The sequence below is a fragment of the Endozoicomonas sp. ALB115 genome, from assembly GCF_049310245.1.
Taxonomy (GTDB): domain Bacteria; phylum Pseudomonadota; class Gammaproteobacteria; order Pseudomonadales; family Endozoicomonadaceae; genus Endozoicomonas.
The window spans coordinates 17,121-37,141 of sequence record NZ_JBLYZG010000043.1 but is presented as its reverse complement, the minus strand read 5'-3'; the positions used below and the strand labels follow the sequence as shown (position 1 = coordinate 37,141).

Genomic DNA, 20,021 nt, shown 5'->3' with positions numbered 1-20,021 from the left:
TAAGGTGCAGAAAAGAAGCCAAATCTGCACCTATTGAGAAGAGCATCCCTATCTACTTCATTCTGGTCGATCTGGTACGTCATCCCCGGCTGCTTGTCGCTCACACGCATCCAACAAAGTACAGACTCGCTCGAAAATAAAGCCACCAGGCCGCATACATACCTGTTCGGCAATTTTCGTAACAATCACAATCACAGGAGATATACAAATTGCCTCTAGAACAGTTACCACCTTCATCGCAGTGTCTGATTCACGTGCTATTAACCGACGTCCTAGCTCGGTACTGGACAACAGGTAATGATGTCCGATACAACCTACACAAAAAGGTACTGCCGCAGTAATAATGGCAACGCATCGGCCAAAATCTCTTGCTTTTTTCCTTATATGGCGTGAAACACCAGCCGATGGCAGATTGTCAACTGCATCGTGGGCACCTTGTTGAACCTGGTTTACACCTGAAGCCTGCATAGTAACAACCTCTTGGAATGAGCAATTAAACGAATTGCATGATAGAAGGAACCCATCAATTACATTGAAACCGTGTCAGAAAGGAACTTTTATAAGAAAGAGTAATCTCTAGCTGTAAGTCAGTAATAATACAATTCAATGAATCACCTTAATAACATACCTTCATTCGATTCTTATTTTACCGGCCTTTATTGCGGCTCGTTAGATTTGCCAGAGCAAACGTATAAATTCAGTGTCAGTGGACAACAGTCTGAATACCAGGGCATGTCTGTTCAGACACTGAACGCTCCTTTTCCGGTTTACCATAATCCGTCAGATACACATAAAAATTTTGCTGGTTCTATTAATTCATTGAATAAATATACTATTAATTCTTCAACCCTTGCCGCTTCAGCAAACACTTTCGCAAATGATATTCCCGAGATACCTCAATCAGCTCTTGACCAATATGTACCCTGGAATTCTGATGACCAACAGTTTCATTATACGTTGCCATCGACATCAGATATTCCCTTTATTCAGCAATTATGCTTATCGGGAAGCGAGCCTGAGATCAGGGAACCAGCATCAGTAAGCTATTTGAATCCAGATAATAAGTTAACTCATTTTCCTGTCATACCCGACAATCCAGAGGATTTACAACCAACTGCTGTAGCTAACCCACTCAGCCTGAACCAAACAACCCGGGCACAAGGAATAGTTGATGGTAACTCTTCAATCGTTAAGCACAAGAAGGCGCTTCAAAATAATCCTGCTTGCCCGGGGAACCAAAGGGGGCTCCAAAGGAAGTGCCACAAGAATGATTCTTCATACGCAGAGCGCCAAAGGATGCGCCAAAGGGTGTACAAAAAGAAGCGTTACATGAATGATCCCGATTTCGCAGAGCGCCTGAAGAAGTATCAAAGGGAGTATCAAAGGGAGCGTCGCAAAGATCCTGCTTACCTGGAGTACCTCAAACTGCGCCAAAGGGAGCTCCGTAAAGACCCCGCATTCTCTGAGCGCGAAAGGGCGCTTGGCAGACAACGTTACAAAAATCCTGATTACGCAAACTGCCAAAAGGCTCTCAGCCGTGAGTGGCAGAGGAATCGTCGCCAGGATCCTGCTTACCTGGAGCGAGAAAAAGGAGACTCGTTATGGATCGCAGGAAAAGATCCCAATTACTCAAAGCGCAAAAAGAGTGCAGTACAAATTCGTTAGCAAAAATAAAGCCCTGTGCTGCCTCAGACAACACAGGGCTTCAATAAGTATGGAAAAAGATACCGCGCTCAGTGATGCGTTAATCAAATATGCTGCACTTCATCGATCTCATATTCAACACCGCCAGAAGGCGTGTTAACCACAACCACATCCCCTTCTTCCTTGCCGATCAGGGCCCGGGCAATGGGTGAGTTGACAGAGATCTTGTTCACTTTGATATCCGCTTCATCATCACCCACAATCTTGTAGGTGACTTTCCGGTCATCATCCAGGTTGATCAGTACAATCGTGGTACCGAACAGCACCTTGCCGGTCTTGGTGATGGTGGTAATATCAATTACCTGGGCATTGGAGAGCTTGGCTTCAATCTCGTTGATGCGACCTTCGGCAAAGCTCTGCTGCTCACGGGCGGCATGGTATTCAGCATTCTCCTTAAGGTCTCCGAGCTCACGTGCTTCAGCAATAGCCGCAGAAATACGAGGACGTTCCACCCCCTTCAAATGAGCCAGTTCCTCACGGAGGGCTTTTTCACCCTCCACCGTCATGGGAATTCTTTTCATCCAACGTTACCTTCGTGTAGATCCTGAAGCCGTCTGACCAATCTTTCAGATCCAAAGGCGATCGAACGTGCAATCGCTTCTGCTCCCGCCATGGTGGTTGTATATAGCACCTTATTGGTCAATGCAGAGCGACGGATCAGGTAAGAATCAGCAATTGCCTGACGACCTTCAGTCGTATTGATGACGAAGGCTATATCACCATTGACGATCATGTCCACCAAATGCGGTCTTCCCTGATGCACTTTGTTGATAGTGATGACCGGCAAACCGGCTTCTTCAATCACTTTCGCCGTGCCGGATGTGGCCAGCAACTCAAAGCCGATATCCATCAGCAGACGAGCCACCATTGGCACTTCCGGTTTGTCAAAGTCCCGGACAGAGAGAATGACCTTACCCCCCTGTGGCAGCTGCATGTTCTCAGCCAGCTGCGCCTTGTGGAAGGCTTCCGGGAAGGTAGCCCCAACGCCCATCACTTCGCCGGTGGATTTCATCTCCGGGCCAAGAATCGGATCCACGCCGGGGAACTTATTGAATGGGAAAACCGCCTCTTTGACACTGTAGTATGGGGGCACAATCTCAGCAGTAAAGTTCAGCTCATCCAGGGTTTTGCCCATCATCACCCGTGCTGCAATCTTGGCCAGGGAGTGGCCAATGCACTTGGAGACAAATGGCACGGTACGGGAAGCCCTGGGGTTCACCTCAATCACGTAGATCTGGTCATCCTGAATGGCCAGCTGCACGTTCATCAGACCCACAACACCCAATTCCAGCGCCATGGCACGAACCTGCTCACGGATTTCATCCTGATGACGACGGTTCAGGCTGTAAGGCGGCAGCGAGCAGCTGGAGTCACCGGAGTGAATACCCGCCTGCTCGATGTGCTGCATGATCGCGCCAATCACCACACGCTCACCATCACACACCGCATCGACGTCCACTTCTACCGCACGGTTCAGGAAGTAGTCCAATAGCACCGGGCTGTCGTTCGATACCTGAACAGCGTCTTTCATATAACGCACCAGCTCATCTTCGCCGGCGACAATTTCCATGGCACGGCCACCCAGAACATAGGAGGGACGAACCACCAGTGGATAGCCAATCTCCGCCGCTTTGGCCACCGCTTCCTGCTCACTGCGAACCGTGGCATTAGCGGGCTGCAACAGACCCAGTTTCTGGATCATCTGCTGGAAGCGCTCACGGTCTTCGGCACGGTCAATGGCTTCAGGGCTGGTACCGATAATCGGCACACCTTCGGCTTCAAGGGCACGGGCCAGTTTCAGCGGCGTCTGGCCACCGTACTGAACAATAACCCCGGTGGGTTTCTCAACATCGATGATGGCCAGCACGTCCTCCAGGGTTACCGGCTCAAAGTAGAGTCGGTCAGAGGTGTCGTAATCGGTAGAAACGGTCTCCGGATTACAGTTAACCATAATGGTTTCGTAACCATCTTCCCGCGCCGCCAGTGCCGCATGGACACAGCAGTAGTCAAACTCGATCCCCTGACCGATACGGTTTGGCCCACCGCCAATCACCATGATTTTTTCACGGCCAGAAGGCTCGGCTTCACACTCCTCGTCATAGGAAGAGTACATGTACGCTGTCGTAGACCGGAATTCAGCTGCACAGGTATCCACGCGCTTGTAGACGGGCTTGACCTGTTGTTTACGACGATAGTTGCGTACTTCGGCTTCTTGAATACCCAGCAGCTCAGCCATACGGGCATCGCTGAAGCCTTTCTGCTTCAGACGGAACAGGCGCTCTTTCGACAGAGAGGTCAGACCTTTGTCATTAACCGCGTCATTAGCCAGTAACGCTTCCTCATTCACCAGATCCTGGATCTGCACCAGGAACCATGGATCAATCATGCACTCAGCAAAGATCGCTTCCAGGGTCATACCGGCACGGAAGGCATCAGCAACGTAGTAGATACGGTCAGCTTTCGGTGTCACCAGTTCACGACGGATTCTGGCCAGTGCATCTTCACGTTCTGCATCAGAGCAGGCATCCAGTTTGATATCAAACATGGAGTTAAAGCCCGTGGCACCGGTTTCCAGGCCACGCAGTGCTTTCTGCACAGACTCCTGGAATGAACGACCAATGGCCATTACCTCACCCACCGATTTCATCTGAGTGGTCAGACGGTCATCTGCCTGAGGGAACTTCTCAAAGGCAAAGCGGGGGATTTTGGTCACCACGTAATCAATGGATGGTTCAAAAGAGGCGGGAACCACACCACCGGTGATCTCATTGCTCAACTCATCCAGGGTGTAACCCACCGCCAGCTTGGCAGCAACACGGGCAATGGGGAAACCGGTGGCCTTGGAAGCCAGGGCAGAAGAACGGGATACCCGGGGGTTCATCTCAATGACCACCATACGACCGGTGTCCGGGCAGATACCAAACTGCACGTTGGAACCGCCGGTTTCCACACCAATCTCACGCAGTACCGCAATGGAGGCGTTACGCATGATCTGGTATTCCTTATCGGTCAGCGTCTGGGCTGGCGCGACGGTAATGGAATCTCCGGTGTGAACCCCCATGGGATCAAAGTTTTCGATGGCGCAGACAATGATGCAGTTATCATTGCGGTCACGAACCACTTCCATCTCGTACTCTTTCCAGCCAATCAGCGACTCATCAATCAGCAGCTCATTGGTGGGCGAAAGGTCGAGGCCACGGAAGCAGATCTCTTCAAACTCAGCTTTGTTATAGGCAATACCCCCCCCGGTGCCGCCCATGGTAAACGACGGACGAATAATACAGGGGAAGCCAACCTGATCGAGAACGGCACGGGCTTCTTCCATGGTATGGGCAATACCGGAGCGCGGCGTTGCCAGACCGATATTTTTCATGGCCTGGTCAAACAGCTGGCGATCTTCGGCTTTGTCGATGGCCTGCTGGTTGGCACCAATCATGGCCACGCCGTACTTTTCCAGCACACCTTTATGGAACAGATCCAGGGCACAGTTCAGCGCGGTCTGACCGCCCATGGTGGGAAGAATCGCATCCGGGCGCTCTTTTTCGATAATCTTCTCGACGGTCTCCCAGCGGATTGGCTCAATATAGGTTGAGTCCGCCATGGCCGGGTCGGTCATAATGGTCGCCGGGTTGGAGTTGACCAGGATGACCCGAAACCCCTCTTCCTTCAGCGCCTTACAGGCCTGCGCTCCGGAATAGTCAAACTCACAGGCCTGGCCGATAATAATTGGACCAGCCCCGAGTATCAGAATACTTTCAATATCAGTACGTTTTGGCATCTTGTTCTCACATCAAAACGGGGTTGGTTACTTTGCTGCCTTCAGCATCTCAACAAAACGGTCAAACAGCCCGGCCACATCGTGTGGGCCAGGGCTTGCTTCAGGGTGCCCCTGAAAGCTGAAAGCAGGACGATCAGTCCGCTCAATACCCTGGAGGCTGCCATCAAACAGTGACTTATGGGTTGCCTGCAGGTGCTCTGGCAACGAGTCTTCCGCTACTGCAAAACCATGGTTCTGGCTGGTGATCATGACCTGTCCGGTCTTGAGATCCTGAACCGGGTGATTGCCACCGTGGTGACCAAACTTCATCTTCTCGGTCCTGGCACCACTGGCCAGAGCCAGCAGCTGATGTCCCAGACAGATACCAAACACCGGCAGAGAAGTGTCCAGAATTTCCTTAATGGCGGCGATGGCGTAATCACAGGGCTCAGGATCACCGGGGCCGTTAGAGAGGAAAATACCATCCGGATTCATGGCCAGAACCTCTTCGGCCAGTGTTTTGGCTGGCACAACGGTAAGACGACAGCCTCGCTGAGCCAGCATGCGCAGAATGTTTCTTTTAACACCAAAATCGTAAGCCACGACGTGAAACGGCAGGTCCGTCACGTCGGCATGACTGTCGGTCTCCAGATTCCAGACGCCTTCTGTCCAGGTGTAGGGCTGGTCAGTGGTGACTTCTTTTGCCAGGTCCATCCCTTTCAGGCCCGGAAATTCACGGGCCTTGGCCAGTGCTTTGGCTTCAGCCGCTTTTCCGGTCAGGGCGTCTCCCGCCAGGATACAGCCGTTCTGCGCACCTTTTTCCCGGAGAATTCGAGTCAGGCGGCGGGTATCAATACCAGCGATGGCGACAATATTGCGGGATTTCAGATAATCATCCAGAGACATTTTGCTGCGCCAGTTGCTGGCCAGCAGTGGCAGGTCCTTGATGATCAGACCGGCGGCCTGGATTTGTGGGGATTCTTCGTCTTCCGGAGTAATACCGGTATTACCAATATGGGGATAGGTGAGCGTAACGATTTGGCGGGAATAGGAAGGGTCGGTGAGAATTTCCTGATAACCGGTCATTGCCGTGTTAAAAACCACCTCACCACTGGTCTCACCATCAATACCGATGGCAATTCCCCGGAAAATACTGCCATCTTCCAGAGCTAAAACAGCCGTCTTAGTCAAAGGATCCTCCCGAACTTGAACCTGAGCGCCTTAAGCCCGAACGCTATGATGCTTTAAGTCCTCCAGTTTGAAGACCCAAAAAAAGCGAGATGTTTTAAAAAACTATCTCGCTTTTGATCTTGCACCCTGTCGCAAACACCATAAATTCAAGGCAAATTTCAGCTATTAGGCTATAAATCAGCTAACTTGTCCACTACTTTTTTGGTCGCCAGGTGATTTTTGATTCAGAGCATCAAGAGGCAGCAACTCAACCCAGTCTTGTTTATTCATATATTCTTTAACCGCTCTTCCCGCCCCTCCGGCCAACCCTGCACAATTGGACATCTCCCGAATCGCCTGATTATACACACACGCCCTAAACTTCTTCTGCAACTCCTCCTGCTTAAGTTCAAGCGTCAGTTGTTGAATCTCTATTTCCAATTTAATCAGTTTTCTTGAAGATTCATCGTGTAAAAGTACCTTGAATGCATACTCCATAGGATGCATTAAATTACCCAGACTGCGTCTGCAGAAACCTAGATTTTCCAAAACTCTCTTCGCCTTGTTTTCTTTGCTTTTCAGCTCACTCTTTTTTTTCTGTGTTTCGATCAAGAGCTGTAATCTGTTTTTTTTGATGATTCCCTCCATCCGATGCTCAAAGCATATCCTGAATAAATCAGAGTTACGGCTCTCCCTGTGGTTATTTGCTGACCCGGGCGCGTTGTTTTTACTCAAAGTGGGTAGCTCATTTCTTGCTAATTTCTGAGACACCACTTCAAGGTCCGTGCATGCAGGCAACGGCCTTTTCATCGATTTACCCATGCTTCCCGCTGGAACAGAGCCATTATAAGGCGCAATATGACGGGAACAAAGGCTGTGGGCAGTTCTGTCGCAAGCTGTATTACTGCCCGGAAGCATTTTTTTCTGTCCTTCAGCTGTCCTCGGGAAACCTTCAATGCCATCAAGAATGGCATCAAGACTCTCATTCGCCAACCAATCCCCCCACCCCTGAGGGGTAACAACGCCGGATACTATCATCACTATCAACCTCCTTTTTCACCCATTTTCCGCATTATCAGCGCACCGGGCAGTGATTTAAGCTCTCTTCAGTAATCAACCATGCAGCCAGACAGTTGATCTCAGGTTCATCACTTCCCGTTTAATCAGTTACTACAACGCCATCTGTGCAAAAACGAAGGGTATTGTTATACCCCAGGGAATTGTAATGATGATGACAGGTCAAGCATGAGAGCCCCTTGAACTGCAATCATTCATTGAAATCCAGTGGATTCAGGTTTTCAGCCCCAAAACATCCTGCATATCGAACAGGCCGGACTTTTTATCAGAAATAAATCGAACCGCCCGCAATGAGCCCCGGGCATAGATCAACCGGCTGCTGGCTTTATGGGTTACCTCCACGCGCTCACCTTCACAGGCAAACAGCACCGTATGGTCACCAACCACATCTCCGGCTCGAACAGTGGCAAAGCCAATGGTTTCCCGATCTCTTGGCCCGGTATACCCTTCGCGACCGTAAACAGCGCATTTTTGCAGATCACGCCCCAGGGTATCTGCCACCACTTCACCCATTTTCAGCGCCGTTCCGGAGGGTGAGTCCACCTTATGACGATGGTGCGCCTCAATAACTTCAATATCTGCATCATCACCCAGTACCCTGGCAGCCATCTCCAGCAGCTTGAACACCAGATTGACCCCGATACTCATATTAGGCGCAAAAACGATGGCGGTATCCTCTGCCGCTTTGGCGAGCTCTGCCTTCTGATCATTGCTTAAGCCAGTGGTGCCAATCACAATGCCTTTACCATACTGCTGGCACAGGGCAACATTCTGCATGGTCAATTCCGGGGTGGTAAAATCAATCAAAACATCAAAGTCATTAACAGCTGCCAACAGGCTATCTGTTAATGGCACACTCAGTGAGCCAACCCCTGCCAGGTCTCCTGCATCCACCCCCAACAGACTGTCGCCAGGCTTGATAATTGCTGCTCCCAGCTGGCACTGCTGATCAGCGGCAACGGCCTCCACCAGCATTCGCCCCATTCTTCCAGCGGCACCTACAATGGCAACTCTGGTCACGTCACACTCCCTCTGGCATTTTAATCGGTTGCAAAAATCCCTCGTAGTCTATCGGACTACCCACAAACAGCAAGCAGGGCAGGAAAAACAGCAATCCGGCTTTTATTTTTTAAGGAAAAAACGATAACCTGCCCCCACTTCGTGAAAGTTACAGGTGCAATGATGATCAGACAGTTTGTGCAAGACGTTCGGGAGATGCATTGGGCTCCAAGGCTGTTTATGGCCATGGTCATTGTGAAAACCCTCTCTGTGATGATTCGGGAAGCACAGATACTTTAAAACTGAACTTTTTAACCTTACGGATATTCTAAGTTCTGATTCCTGAAAATGGATTCACTCCAAATCCATTAAATTTAATTCATAAAACTTTGGAAATAATGATTATGAATACGGGTCAGATTACAAATTTTTCTTGAAAAGTATTTGCCCGAACTGGTCAAATCGCCAGAATTCGTTGTAGCAACCAATCAGAGAAAAGAGAAAGTAGCCTACTGGGACACATCGGTTAGTCACGTCCCAACGGAAAAACCTGTTTGAATCGATAATCCGGCATCAATGATGCCATTATCCTACTCCTTTGGGCACGCCATCTATACGAAGAGACAATAAAGCTCGCAATAGGTTATATTACTCCGCTAATGATGCTGATTCTCATCCAAGGTAGTCATGAGCAAGAAAGTAGCAGTTATAGAAGGTGAAGAACTTGCGGCCATCGCTGAACGCTGCGAGAAGCTGGTAAACAGCCATCAAACGTTAACGCTTTCCACACTTTCTCCACAAGGGAGACCGGAAATCAGCTACACTCCCTACCTGCGGGGGGAAGACGGTACTTTTTATATATTCGTCAGCGAGCTGACTCACCACACTCCCAATCTGCTGGCTAACCCTGTGTGCTCAATCCTGTTTGCAGCCCCTGAGTCAGAAACCAAAAACCTGTTTGCCCGCGAGCGCGCCTTTTTCCACTGCCAGGCCGATGAGCTGGCAAGAGGCACCGAACGCTGTGACCACTGGCTGGACCTGATTCAGGAAAAATTTGGCAATACGGTGGAAGTCTTGCGCAATCTGCCGGACTTTCACCTCTTTGCCCTGACGCCTGAAAATGGCCAGTATACCGTTGGTTTTGGCAAAGCTTTCAAAATCAATGCGGATGGCTCTTTCAGCCATATTGTTATCGATAAGAAAAAGTAATAACCGAGGTTCCAATGACCCAAGAAGCGATAGACAGTGGCTTTATGGCTAAGGCTATCGAGCTGGCTCGCTCAGGTTGGTATACAACCATGCCCAACCCGAGAGTTGGCTGTTTAATTGTAGACGTCAACGGTCATATTGTTGGAGAAGGCTGGCACGAAAAGGCAGGAGAACCTCACGCCGAAGTGCATGCACTACGCATGGCTGGCACAAAGGCCAAAGGTGCCACAGCCTATGTAACCCTGGAGCCTTGCAGCCATTTTGGCAAAACACCGCCCTGTGCAGAAGCCCTCAAGGCTGCCGGTGTCGCACGGGTGGTTGCGGCAATAAAGGATGACAACCCGGCCGTATCCGGTAAAGGCATGGCCCTGCTTCAGCAAGCAGGGATAGAAATCCAATCCGGTGTTCTTGCCGATGATGCCCGGGCCCTGAATGAAGGTTTTCTCAAGCGTATGTCTACGGGCATGCCACTGGTCAGAGCAAAACTGGCCATGAGCCTGGATGGCAGAACCGCCATGGCCAGCGGTGAATCCCAATGGATTACCGGCCCCAAGGCACGCAGTGAAGTGCAAAAACTCAGGGCACAGAGTTGTGCAATTATCACCGGGGTAGGTTCGATCCTTCACGACGACTCGTCACTGACGGTTCGCCCCGATGAACTGGGTTTGGCCAATGCCGAAGCGATCTGCAAACGTCAGCCTCTGCGGGTGGTTCTGGACTCCACACTGCAAACGCCCGTTGATGCCAAAGTTATTTCAGGCCCCGGGCATTGCCTGATCGTTACCACCTCACCATGCTGCCCTGAGAAAAAAGCCCAGCTGGAGCAAGCGGGTGCAGAAGTGCTGGTTTTAGATAATGCCGAAGACCAAACGGCTGGCAGAGTAAACCTCCCGGCAGTGTTAGCAGAACTGGGACGCAGGGAGTGTAACGAGGTGCTACTGGAAACCGGCGCTCAACTGGCTGGCAGTATGATGGCTGAAAACCTGATTGATGAGCTGGTGGTATTCATGGCTCCGATTCTGATGGGCTCAGCAGCAAGACCCCTATTGAACATACCACTGCAAAGCATGTCTGAAAAAAAAGAGCTGGTCATCAAGGATATCCGGGCAATAGGTAATGACTGGAAAATCACAGCGCGACCATTGTCTTGATGAGCTGCTCCCAACAAAAGATGAAAAGCAAGCCTGCCGTCACAACACAGCTATCTCTCGCCTGTCATGTAGTGCTTGCCTTCTTCATCGTACACAAATAATTCTGCCTCAGGGTATTGCCCCATGACTTCAGACAATGTTTTTTTTGGATACTCTTCAAGCTCACCTTTAGAGCCAAGAACGTTGATTACCGTTTCATCAAGATCGCAAACAATGATCCTGCAATTTTGTGTACACGCCATCAGACGAAGATCAATCTGTTCGGCATAATTATAAGACTCCTTTAAATTTTCAATTTGTTTTTTAAATAAAGAAGTGAGTGCCGGGTGAAACTCCAGCTTACCATTACCATCCAGGCACCTTTTTCCCTCATCGTAGGATTTTTGTCTTAATTCCGTGATGCTGGCATCACGTCTAATTTTGGACATACCATCATAAAAACAATTGCCATCGCGAACCGTCTTAACAAACTTCCGGTGGTATTTCTCGAGTATGGCTGCCGCCTTTCGCTCTTTCCGGATAGCTTTTGCTCGTCGAACGGCGTCCGATTCTTTACTTGAAGCGAGACCCTGCGTCATAGCGGGATCACTTTCAGTAATCTTTGAAGTGCCTGAGTCCAGGCTACGCTGAATAGCCTTTGCCACATCTGCTCGCTCTCTGTCACTACGCATTTGCTCATCCTGTATCTGCGACTTTCTGCTGAGCGCTAACGCCCGGGCCAAAGCGGGATCATTCTCATCAGTTGCAGTAGCCAGGCTACGACGTATAGCTTCTGACAGCTCACTGGCCTCCCGGTCTCGGTCAGCACGTCTCAACTGATCCGTGACCTCAGTCACCATGCTCTGCTCTATTGCTTGCTGGAGATCATCATTAAATACGTCAGCATGGTTATGGCTCACAGGGCTCTCAGAATAACCTTCATCCTGCGCTTCATCAGGAAGCCTATATACACGCTCCGTGTCATCTACATCCAATGGGTCAGGAATGTCACTCAGATTACTGGCCGTTTCATAACCTGAATCATCGCCTGACTCTGTCGATCCGGTTGTCTGACGATTTGCATTCTGGCCACCCTCGATTGCTGGCAATGATTGCTGATATGGTATGTGACTCACAAAGGGCACCCCCCCCTTGTTAACCCCTGCAACATACCGCTCCTTTATGCTTTTCTCTATGGTGGGTGCCTGGAGCGCTTCCTCCATGGTTTTCCTGTAATGGGGTGCGAGGAGGAAACATTTGACATGATTGACCAGATAAGAAAAAAAACCTTCCTTGACCTCCAGCTTATAAACCAGTCGTCCATCTGACGTATTCACCTTTTGCATATCCAGGGATCGCCAGCGGCTGTGGTTACCTTCACTGTTCCAATTTTCAAGAACGTCAGCAGAAGACTTTAATACATCCGATGCATTTCCAAACATTATAATTAGTCCCTTTATCATTCCATTGAATAGTGACCAGCCAGATAAACAGCAATAATACGTCCAGAAACATCACAGGCAAATCACAACAAAGCACAGATTCCCCACAAACCGCTTTTAACCCCTGACGAAAAGAGTAAAATAGCCGCCACACATTTTTTCGCTTATAGCTGATAAGAAATCGTACCGGAAACCACCGGTTATCAGAGGGACATTATGCAGCTGAACTCCATCGAAGAACTTCTAGAGGACATTCGCCTCGGTAAGCCGGTCATACTGATGGATGATGAAGACCGTGAAAACGAAGGTGATCTGATCATCGCTGCGGAGAAAATCACCCCGGAAATTGTTAACTTTATGACCCGTGAGGCCAGGGGGCTGCTGTGCCTGACACTGACCGGCGATCGTTGTGATTTCCTTGGCCTTCCACCAATGGTGGGGGTTTCGGACAACCAGTCTGGCTATGGCACACCATTCACCGTATCCATTGAAGCGGCAGAAGGGGTGACCACGGGTATTTCCGCTCAGGACCGGGCCAGAACCATTTTAACGGCGGTTGACCCACTTTCACGCCCGGCCGACATTGTCCAGCCAGGTCATATTTTCCCACTTCGTGCCAGACCCGGCGGGGTATTGAGCCGCGCTGGCCACACCGAAGCCGGTTGTGATCTTGCCCGTCTGGCAGGACTGACACCGGCAGCCGCCATTATTGAGATCATGAATGAAGATGGCTCAATGGCCCGTCGCCCTGACCTGGAAGCGTTTGCAGAAAAGCACGACCTGAGAATCGGTACTATTGCCGACCTGATCCACTACCGGATTGTCCATGAAAAAACCGTAGAAAAGGTTGAGCAACGGGTCATTAATACCGACTTTGGCCAGTTTGATCTTTCGGTTTACCAGGACAGCATCAGCGACTGCAAACACCTGGCGCTCAGCAAAGGCTATATCACGCCGGACTCACCAACCATGGTTCGTGTTCATGCCATGGAACCGTTCCGTGACCTGCTGGCAGCCCACAGTGACGCTACCCGCACCAGCTGGTCTCTGCATAAAGCCATGGCCAGGGTCGCCGAAGAAGGCTGCGGGGTTGTGGTACTGCTGGATTCCGGCAGCCACCAGGACTTGGGAATGGCCTTGGAGCGCTTTGTTGATGCCAATGAGCGTTCGTCTTCCGATGGGATGTCCAGAGCCTACCAGGCCATTGGCACCGGCTCACAGATTTTGCGCGACCTGGGCGTTGGCAAGATGCGCCTGTTAAGCTCGCCCATCCGCTTTGCGGCTCTTTCCGGGTTTGACCTGGAAGTTGTGGAGTATCTGCCATTTGGTGAGTAACTCATCCGAAGGAAATAGCCCCTCAATAGCGTAAAAAAATCACAATGAACGTTACCCGATCATGTAAACTGATCGGATATCGTTCATCTGTATTTAGGGCCTGTTGACGTTTCGTTGCGTGCTCAGCGTATCAGGGCGCTCCTATGACGAGGCGCGGCATTGCAGGAAGGCTGGTTGCCTTTCAAAATGCCGCAACGAAGTCATAGGGGCGCCCTGATACGCCCGAAGGGTGGCTCAGAAAGGCGCCATCTGCTTTGTCAGACTTGCTTGGCGTAGGATAACTACGCGCTGCACAAGTCTTTCGCGCATCTGACGCCTTTCTGAGCCACTGAGCACGCAACGAAACGTCAACAGGCCCTAATACAGAAGTTGCCTTTGCTATTACTATTTGGTTGGTTCACCTTCTGGTGGTACACCGCACTTTGATTGCGTTGCTAACGAATGTGTTTAAAAGCCGTCTCAGGTTAATCTGGAAGATGAAGTGCTTCCCCTTGATGCTCTGACGGTAACAAACCTGGTGGCCGACAAAATCTGGCAGCAAGGGCGGAAAGGCCTGTGCCTTTCAAATGATATCCCTTTTATAGAATCTGGAGGCTTGAGGTGAGCACCTCGCCAATGAATAACCCACAAGGCAACCCCGTTCAAAAGAAGAGCGCAGACCGGCTTAACCCGTCGGCTCGCAGAAGAGCACGACAGCTGGCCCTTCAGGCACTGTATCAGTGGCAAATTGCCAAATCACCACTGAACCAGATTGAAGCGCAATTCCGCACGGACAACGATTTCAGCAAAGTGGATGCCGACTATTTCAGTGCCATCATTCATGGTGTGCCCAATCAAACCAACCAGCTTGATGAAGCGATGACCGCCGTACTGGACCGCCCATTGAGCCAGCTTGACCCGGTGGAGCTGTCAGCCCTGCGCATCGGCTGCTTTGAACTGATCAACCGGAAGGATGTTCCTTACCGGGTGGTGATCAATGAAGCCATTGAACTGGTCAAGCGCTTTGGTGCCCAGGACTCCCATCGCTATATTAACGGCATCCTCGACAAGCTGGCACCACGCCTGCGTTCTGAGGAAGTGCAAGCCTACCGGAAAAAATAGGCTGATTATAAGCTGCTTACGCCGTGACGGATGTCAGGCACAGAAGACGACTTGACCATGTAACGGGGATTTATGGCCACTGGTGTAATGGGTGAATTCGAGCTGATCAAACGCTATTTTGCTCGCCCTGAGATCGCACAGATTCAAGGGCAATATACCAGCAGCATTCTTGGCATTGGTGATGACTGTGCGCTCTTTGACATCCCCCCGGATATGCAGCTTGCCCAGTCACTGGACACTCTGGTGGAAGGGGTTCACTTTCCCGGTGAGTGCGATCCTTTCGCCCTTGGTTACCGTGCCCTGGCCGTCAGCCTCAGTGATCTTGCCGCCATGGGGGCAGATCCGCACAGTTTTACCCTCGGCCTGACCCTGCCCAGAGTTTCCGAGCTCTGGCTGAAAGAGTTCTCTGAAGGTCTTGCCCAGCTTGCCCAGCGATTTAAAATCCCGCTGATTGGTGGAGATACCACAAAAGGACCACTGACCCTCTCGCTACAGGTCCAGGGGCTGGTCCCCAAAGGACAGGCCCTGTTACGCAGTGGTGCCCGGCCCGGTGATCTTATCTGTATTACCGGCACCCTGGGTGATGCAGCCGGGGCTCTGCCTTCTGTGTTGAGCGGCGAGACACCGGAAACCTGCGGTGATGAAAGCCTTAAATACCTGTTACATCGCTATTGGTACCCCTCCCCCCGCCTATTCGCCGGCCAATGGCTGCGCCAGGCAGGTGCTACCTCGGCCCTGGATATTTCCGATGGGCTGCTGGGTGATCTTGGCCATATCCTCGAAGCCAGTAACGTAGGCGCAGAAATCGAGCCCGATCTGGTTCCCAGGTCTGCTGCCCTTGGCCGTTGCCATGACCAGGATACCGCCCTCACCCTGGCCATGACCGGTGGTGACGATTACGAACTCTGTTTCACGATTCCCCGCCACCTGGCTCAGACGCTGCCAGCGAAACTCTCAGATGGCTGCCGCATTACCTGTATTGGCCAGATTAATGATGAGTCTGGAATAATCAGAGACCCACAGGGCAACCTGCTCAGCAAAAAAGCCTACACTCATTTTTGATTTCTGAAAGAATATAAAGCCCATGACGCTCTCTACCAGACAAGCCATAGCACCAAGAGAAACCTGCTGGAAAAATCCTGTCCACTTTCTCGCCTTTGGCTGCGGCAGTGGGCTGGCTCCTAAAGCGCCCGGTACCTTCGGCACCATTGCCGCCGTGTTCTTTTACCTGCTCCTGCAGGGATTAAGTCTCTGGACATACCTTGGGGTTATAGTTGTCGCTTCCGTGGTGGGTTTCTGGCTCTGCGGGCGGACCGCAAAAGATCTGGGGGTGCATGACCATCCAGCGATCGTCTGGGATGAATTCTGCGGCTTCTGGATAACCATGATTGCTGCCCCGGCAGGGTGGCCATGGATTCTTCTGGGCTTTATCCTGTTCAGGCTGTTTGATATCTGGAAGCCCTGGCCGATCAGCTGGCTGGATAAAAAAGTTCACGGCGGTATTGGCATTATGGTTGATGACCTGGTGGCAGGTGTCTTTGCATTTTTATGCCTGCAGGCCATTCACTATGTCTATCTGAAGGAAGTTCTCACATAACCCTACATAGAGATTGTTAACCTGGCTTAAGCCTCTGATATCATCAAAAGCAATAAGTATAAGAAAAGAATACATCATGAGACTGTCAACCTTTCTTCTGGCCCTGGCCATAAGCACCCAAAGCTATGCCAGCAATATCAACGTTGTTGGTCTGTTTTCCAATAAAGCACTGGTTATCATCGACGGTCAGCGGCATTTACTGGCTACAGATGGAAAATCGGTGGCAGGCGTAAAACTGCTGAAAGCGACCAGCACCAGTGCCACCCTGGAAGTCAATGGCAAAGCTGCAACCTACCAGATGAGCCGGGATATGAACGGTGGCATTCAACAGCCTGAGCAAGCCATCATCAAAATATCCCGAAATAACCGGGGACAATACATCACCCGGGGACGGATTAATGACCGCGCCATTGATGTTCTGGTGGACACTGGTGCTAATGTTTTAGCCATTAACTCACTGGACGCCAAACGTCTGGGCATCGATTATCAGGCAGGAAACCCAATTAAAGTAGCAACCGCCAGCGATCTTGTTGATGGTTACCAGGTAAATTTATCGAGCGTGATTCTAGGCAACATTCGGGTAAATCACGTAGAAGCAACCGTTATCGAAGGCTCCTACCCTGACATCGTATTATTAGGCATGAGCTTTCTGAAACACGTCAAACTGTCAGAGCATCGTGGAGTCATGCAGATTGAGGCAAATTACTAACCCATTGTTCCGGGTCAGCCGGTAGTTCTCTCTATTTTTCTGCCTTATTACCATACTCGCCTGACGCCTCACAGACTGATACAATCCGGTCACGAACTACATAAGGAGCAGTGAGTGTCTGTTAGTTTTGTTGCAGAGTCTCGCTTACCCACGCCCTATGGCGAATTCATCATGTATGGCTTCGAAGACAGTGGTACGGGCAAGGAGCATCTGGCATTAACCATGGGGAATGTCAGTCAGGGGGGGCCGGTACTTGCCAGGGTTCATTCCGAATGTCTGACGGGTGATGCACTGTTCAGCATGCGCTGCGACTGCGGCCCTCAGCTTCAGGCGGCCCTGGAGCGTATTGCTGAAGAAGGTCGGGGAGTATTGCTTTATCTCCGCCAGGAAGGCCGTGGCATTGGTCTGCTGAACAAGGTTCGCGCCTATCACCTTCAGGACAGCGGCATGGATACGGTTCAGGCAAACGAAGAACTGGGTTTTGAGCCGGATATGCGCAAGTATGATATGTGCAAAACCATGCTGGATCATCTTGGCGTTTCCAGCCTGAAACTGATGACCAACAATCCTCGCAAAGTTGAATCTCTTACCAACCTGGGCATTCAGGTTGCCGAAAGAATCCCGCACCAGACTGGTCAAAACCCTCATAACGAGCGTTATCTGGCCACCAAAGTGTGGAAGCTGGGGCACATGTACAACATGGCCTGAACAAATCCAATAACATCAAAAAGGGAGCCAGCTGGCTCCCTTTTTTCATCTCGACGTTGTCGTGTGAAGGACAGTTGTTCAGGGCAAACTCCCTAAGCCGGAGTAGCCGTTTTGCCAAGATGAAAGGACTTCCTCTCTATCCGCTCCATCCGGTCACGAACCGAACGAATAATGCCCTCCTGATCCAGCCCGCACTGAGCCAACTGCTCCTTATGGCTCGCCGCTTCAATGTAGGTATCAGGAATACCAAGGTTCAGCACCAGCACAGTAATTTCCTGCTTCTGCAGATATTCCATCACGCCTGAGCCCGCACCACCGGCAATACACCCTTCTTCCAGGGTCACCAACAACTCATGGTTAGCAGCAAGCTCTTTGACCAGCGCTTCATCCAGAGGTTTAACAAACCGCATATTGGCAACCGTGGCATCCAGTGATTCAGCAGCTGCCAGGGCATTCCCCAGCAAGGTGCCAAATACCAGCAGCGCTACCCGGCTTCCTTTACGACGAATTTCCCCCTTACCAACAGGCAAAGGCGCAAGATCAAGGCAAATCTCAGCACCTGGTCCTGTTCCCCGGGGATAACGAACCGATGCCGGCCCTTTATAAAGAAAACCTGTAGACAACAGCTGTCTGGTTTCATTTTCATCACCCGGCGTCATCACCAGCATATCGGGGATACAACGCAGATAGGCGATGTCGTAGCAGCCACCGTGGGTTGGGCCATCTTCCCCCACCATGCCGGCACGGTCGATGGCAAACAGCACATCCAGATTCTGCACTGCGACATCATGAATCAGCTGATCATAAGCACGCTGCAGGAATGTCGAATAGATCGCAACAACGGGCTTGAGGCCTTCACAGGCCATGCCTGCCGCCAGGGTGACACAGTGCTGTTCAGCAATCGCCGCATCAAAGTAACGCTCCGGAAAGTGATCCGCAAAACGAATCAGGTCAGAGCCTTCTTTCATTGCCGGCGTAATACCCATCAACCGCTCATCCGCTGCGGCCATATCATACAACCACTGTCCAAAAACATTGGCGTATTTGGGCTTTCTGGGGGCAACCGTCTTCAGATTCTCTGTTGCCTGTGGCTCCAGCTTGGTAATGGCATGGTATCCGATCGGATCCTGCTCGGCCGGATTAAACCCTTTCCCCTTCTGAGTCACCACATGCAAAAACTGAGGGCCTTCCAGGTCTCTCATATTTCTCAGGGTATGAACCAGCATGGGCAGGTCATGGCCATCAATAGGGCCGATATAGTTGAACCCCATCTCTTCAAACAACGTTCCGGGAACCACCATTCCCTTGACGTGCTCTTCGGTTCGTCTTGCCAGCTCCCAGGCACGGGGAATAACATTCAGAACCTTTTTACTGCCTTCACGAATATGGTGGTAAGTCCGGCTGGCAAGTATTTTGGCCAGATAGTTGGAGAGCCCGCCAACACTTCTGGAAATGGACATATCGTTATCATTAAGAATCACCAGCATATTGGCCTTTACATCCGCTGCGTGATTCATGGCTTCATAGGCCATACCCGCCGTCATGGAGCCATCGCCAATCACCGCAACAGCGCGCCTCTTTTCACCTTTAGCCCGGGCGGCAATGGCCATGCCAAGCGCCGCACTGATAGACGTACTGGAATGCCCGACACCAAACGTATCGAACTCACTTTCGTCTCTTTTCGGGAAAGCGGCAAGGCCATCCTTTTGTCTCAGGGATGACATTCTGTCCCTGCGCCCCGTCAGAATTTTATGCGGATAAGCCTGGTGACCCACATCCCAGACCAAACGGTCTTCCGGAGTGTTAAACATATAGTGCAGCGCAATGGTCAGCTCCACTACACCAAGTCCGGCACCAAAATGCCCCCCTGTCCGCCCAACGGAATACAATAAAAACTCCCGCAGCTCCCGGGCCAGTTGTGGCAGACGGGATTCTTCAAGTGCGCGGAGTTGTTCCGGATTATTTACCTGGTCCAGCAAAGGAGTATCAGGCAGTGTCTTGGGTATCTCGTGAAACATGTGCTCGTAATAACGTCTGGGATGATCCGCTGGCTGGCATTGTACACCCAACCTGACTGGAATAG

17 protein-coding genes are annotated in these 20,021 nt (G+C 50.9%); 9 read left to right on the top strand and 8 right to left on the bottom strand.

Annotated features, from left to right (window positions below):
- Positions 1 to 57: 57 nt before the first annotated feature.
- Complete coding sequence (locus tag ACO6VE_RS17185) at positions 58 to 468, bottom strand: hypothetical protein (protein WP_422450198.1); 411 nt, start codon at positions 466 to 468, stop codon at positions 58 to 60.
- Positions 469 to 1,329: 861 nt separating this feature from the next.
- Between ACO6VE_RS17185 and ACO6VE_RS17180 the strand changes: the two genes are divergently transcribed.
- Complete coding sequence (locus ACO6VE_RS17180) at positions 1,330 to 1,665, top strand: hypothetical protein (RefSeq protein WP_422462502.1); 336 nt, start codon at positions 1,330 to 1,332, stop codon at positions 1,663 to 1,665.
- A gap of 83 nt (positions 1,666 to 1,748) precedes the next feature.
- On the opposite strand, the gene greA is transcribed toward ACO6VE_RS17180, so the two are convergent.
- From greA to dapB, 5 genes are all read right to left on the bottom strand, one after another.
- Positions 1,749 to 2,225 (bottom strand): transcription elongation factor GreA, encoded by a 477-nt coding sequence (greA, locus tag ACO6VE_RS17175; RefSeq protein ID WP_422450196.1) that lies wholly within the window; start codon positions 2,223 to 2,225, stop codon positions 1,749 to 1,751.
- Positions 2,222 to 5,482: a carbamoyl-phosphate synthase large subunit gene (gene carB, locus ACO6VE_RS17170; RefSeq protein WP_422462500.1), complete on the bottom strand. Its 3,261-nt coding sequence runs from the start codon at positions 5,480 to 5,482 to the stop codon at positions 2,222 to 2,224. Before carB ends, greA begins: the two co-directional genes overlap by 4 nt.
- A 27-nt stretch (positions 5,483 to 5,509) precedes the next feature.
- Positions 5,510 to 6,652, bottom strand: coding sequence for a glutamine-hydrolyzing carbamoyl-phosphate synthase small subunit (gene carA, locus ACO6VE_RS17165; RefSeq protein ID WP_422462498.1), 1,143 nt, complete (start codon positions 6,650 to 6,652; stop codon positions 5,510 to 5,512).
- Positions 6,653 to 6,829: 177 nt separating this feature from the next.
- A complete protein-coding gene (locus tag ACO6VE_RS17160) occupies positions 6,830 to 7,672 on the bottom strand; it encodes a hypothetical protein (protein WP_422450193.1) in 843 nt (280 codons plus the stop codon).
- Positions 7,673 to 7,921: 249 nt separating this feature from the next.
- Entirely contained in the window at positions 7,922 to 8,728 is an 807-nt protein-coding gene (dapB, locus tag ACO6VE_RS17155; protein WP_422450192.1) for a 4-hydroxy-tetrahydrodipicolinate reductase, read from the bottom strand.
- Positions 8,729 to 9,394: 666 nt separating this feature from the next.
- On the opposite strand from dapB, the gene ACO6VE_RS17150 reads away from it, so the two are divergent.
- Together ACO6VE_RS17150 and ribD are read left to right on the top strand one after the other, a co-directional pair.
- Positions 9,395 to 9,916, top strand: coding sequence for a HugZ family protein (locus ACO6VE_RS17150; RefSeq protein ID WP_422450191.1), 522 nt, complete (start codon positions 9,395 to 9,397; stop codon positions 9,914 to 9,916).
- A 14-nt stretch (positions 9,917 to 9,930) separates the two neighbouring features.
- Positions 9,931 to 11,067, top strand: coding sequence for a bifunctional diaminohydroxyphosphoribosylaminopyrimidine deaminase/5-amino-6-(5-phosphoribosylamino)uracil reductase RibD (gene ribD, locus ACO6VE_RS17145; RefSeq protein WP_422462496.1), 1,137 nt, complete (start codon positions 9,931 to 9,933; stop codon positions 11,065 to 11,067).
- Between the two features lie 50 nt (positions 11,068 to 11,117).
- Here ribD and ACO6VE_RS17140 read toward each other — a convergent pair whose 3' ends face one another.
- Positions 11,118 to 12,488: a hypothetical protein gene (locus ACO6VE_RS17140; RefSeq protein WP_422462494.1), complete on the bottom strand. Its 1,371-nt coding sequence runs from the start codon at positions 12,486 to 12,488 to the stop codon at positions 11,118 to 11,120.
- A gap of 216 nt (positions 12,489 to 12,704) precedes the next feature.
- On the opposite strand from ACO6VE_RS17140, the gene ribBA reads away from it, so the two are divergent.
- The 6 genes from ribBA to ribA all read left to right on the top strand — a co-directional run bounded on the left by ribBA (position 12,705) and on the right by ribA (position 17,938).
- Positions 12,705 to 13,823 (top strand): bifunctional 3,4-dihydroxy-2-butanone-4-phosphate synthase/GTP cyclohydrolase II, encoded by a 1,119-nt coding sequence (gene ribBA / locus ACO6VE_RS17135; protein WP_422450188.1) that lies wholly within the window; start codon positions 12,705 to 12,707, stop codon positions 13,821 to 13,823.
- 615 nt (positions 13,824 to 14,438) lie between these two features.
- Positions 14,439 to 14,924: a transcription antitermination factor NusB gene (nusB, locus tag ACO6VE_RS17130; protein ID WP_422450560.1), complete on the top strand. Its 486-nt coding sequence runs from the start codon at positions 14,439 to 14,441 to the stop codon at positions 14,922 to 14,924.
- A gap of 72 nt (positions 14,925 to 14,996) precedes the next feature.
- Positions 14,997 to 15,986 (top strand): thiamine-phosphate kinase, encoded by a 990-nt coding sequence (thiL, locus tag ACO6VE_RS17125; RefSeq protein WP_422450187.1) that lies wholly within the window; start codon positions 14,997 to 14,999, stop codon positions 15,984 to 15,986.
- Positions 15,987 to 16,008: 22 nt separating this feature from the next.
- The gene (locus tag ACO6VE_RS17120; protein WP_422462492.1) at positions 16,009 to 16,521 is read left to right on the top strand and encodes a phosphatidylglycerophosphatase A; all 513 of its coding nucleotides are present in this window, start codon (positions 16,009 to 16,011) and stop codon (positions 16,519 to 16,521) included.
- A gap of 76 nt (positions 16,522 to 16,597) precedes the next feature.
- Positions 16,598 to 17,230, top strand: coding sequence for a retropepsin-like aspartic protease family protein (locus tag ACO6VE_RS17115; protein WP_422462490.1), 633 nt, complete (start codon positions 16,598 to 16,600; stop codon positions 17,228 to 17,230).
- A gap of 114 nt (positions 17,231 to 17,344) precedes the next feature.
- Entirely contained in the window at positions 17,345 to 17,938 is a 594-nt protein-coding gene (gene ribA, locus ACO6VE_RS17110) for a GTP cyclohydrolase II (protein WP_101748396.1), read from the top strand.
- A 92-nt stretch (positions 17,939 to 18,030) separates the two neighbouring features.
- Here ribA and dxs read toward each other — a convergent pair whose 3' ends face one another.
- Complete coding sequence (dxs, locus tag ACO6VE_RS17105; RefSeq protein ID WP_422462514.1) at positions 18,031 to 19,956, bottom strand: 1-deoxy-D-xylulose-5-phosphate synthase; 1,926 nt, start codon at positions 19,954 to 19,956, stop codon at positions 18,031 to 18,033.
- Positions 19,957 to 20,021 lie beyond the last annotated feature (65 nt).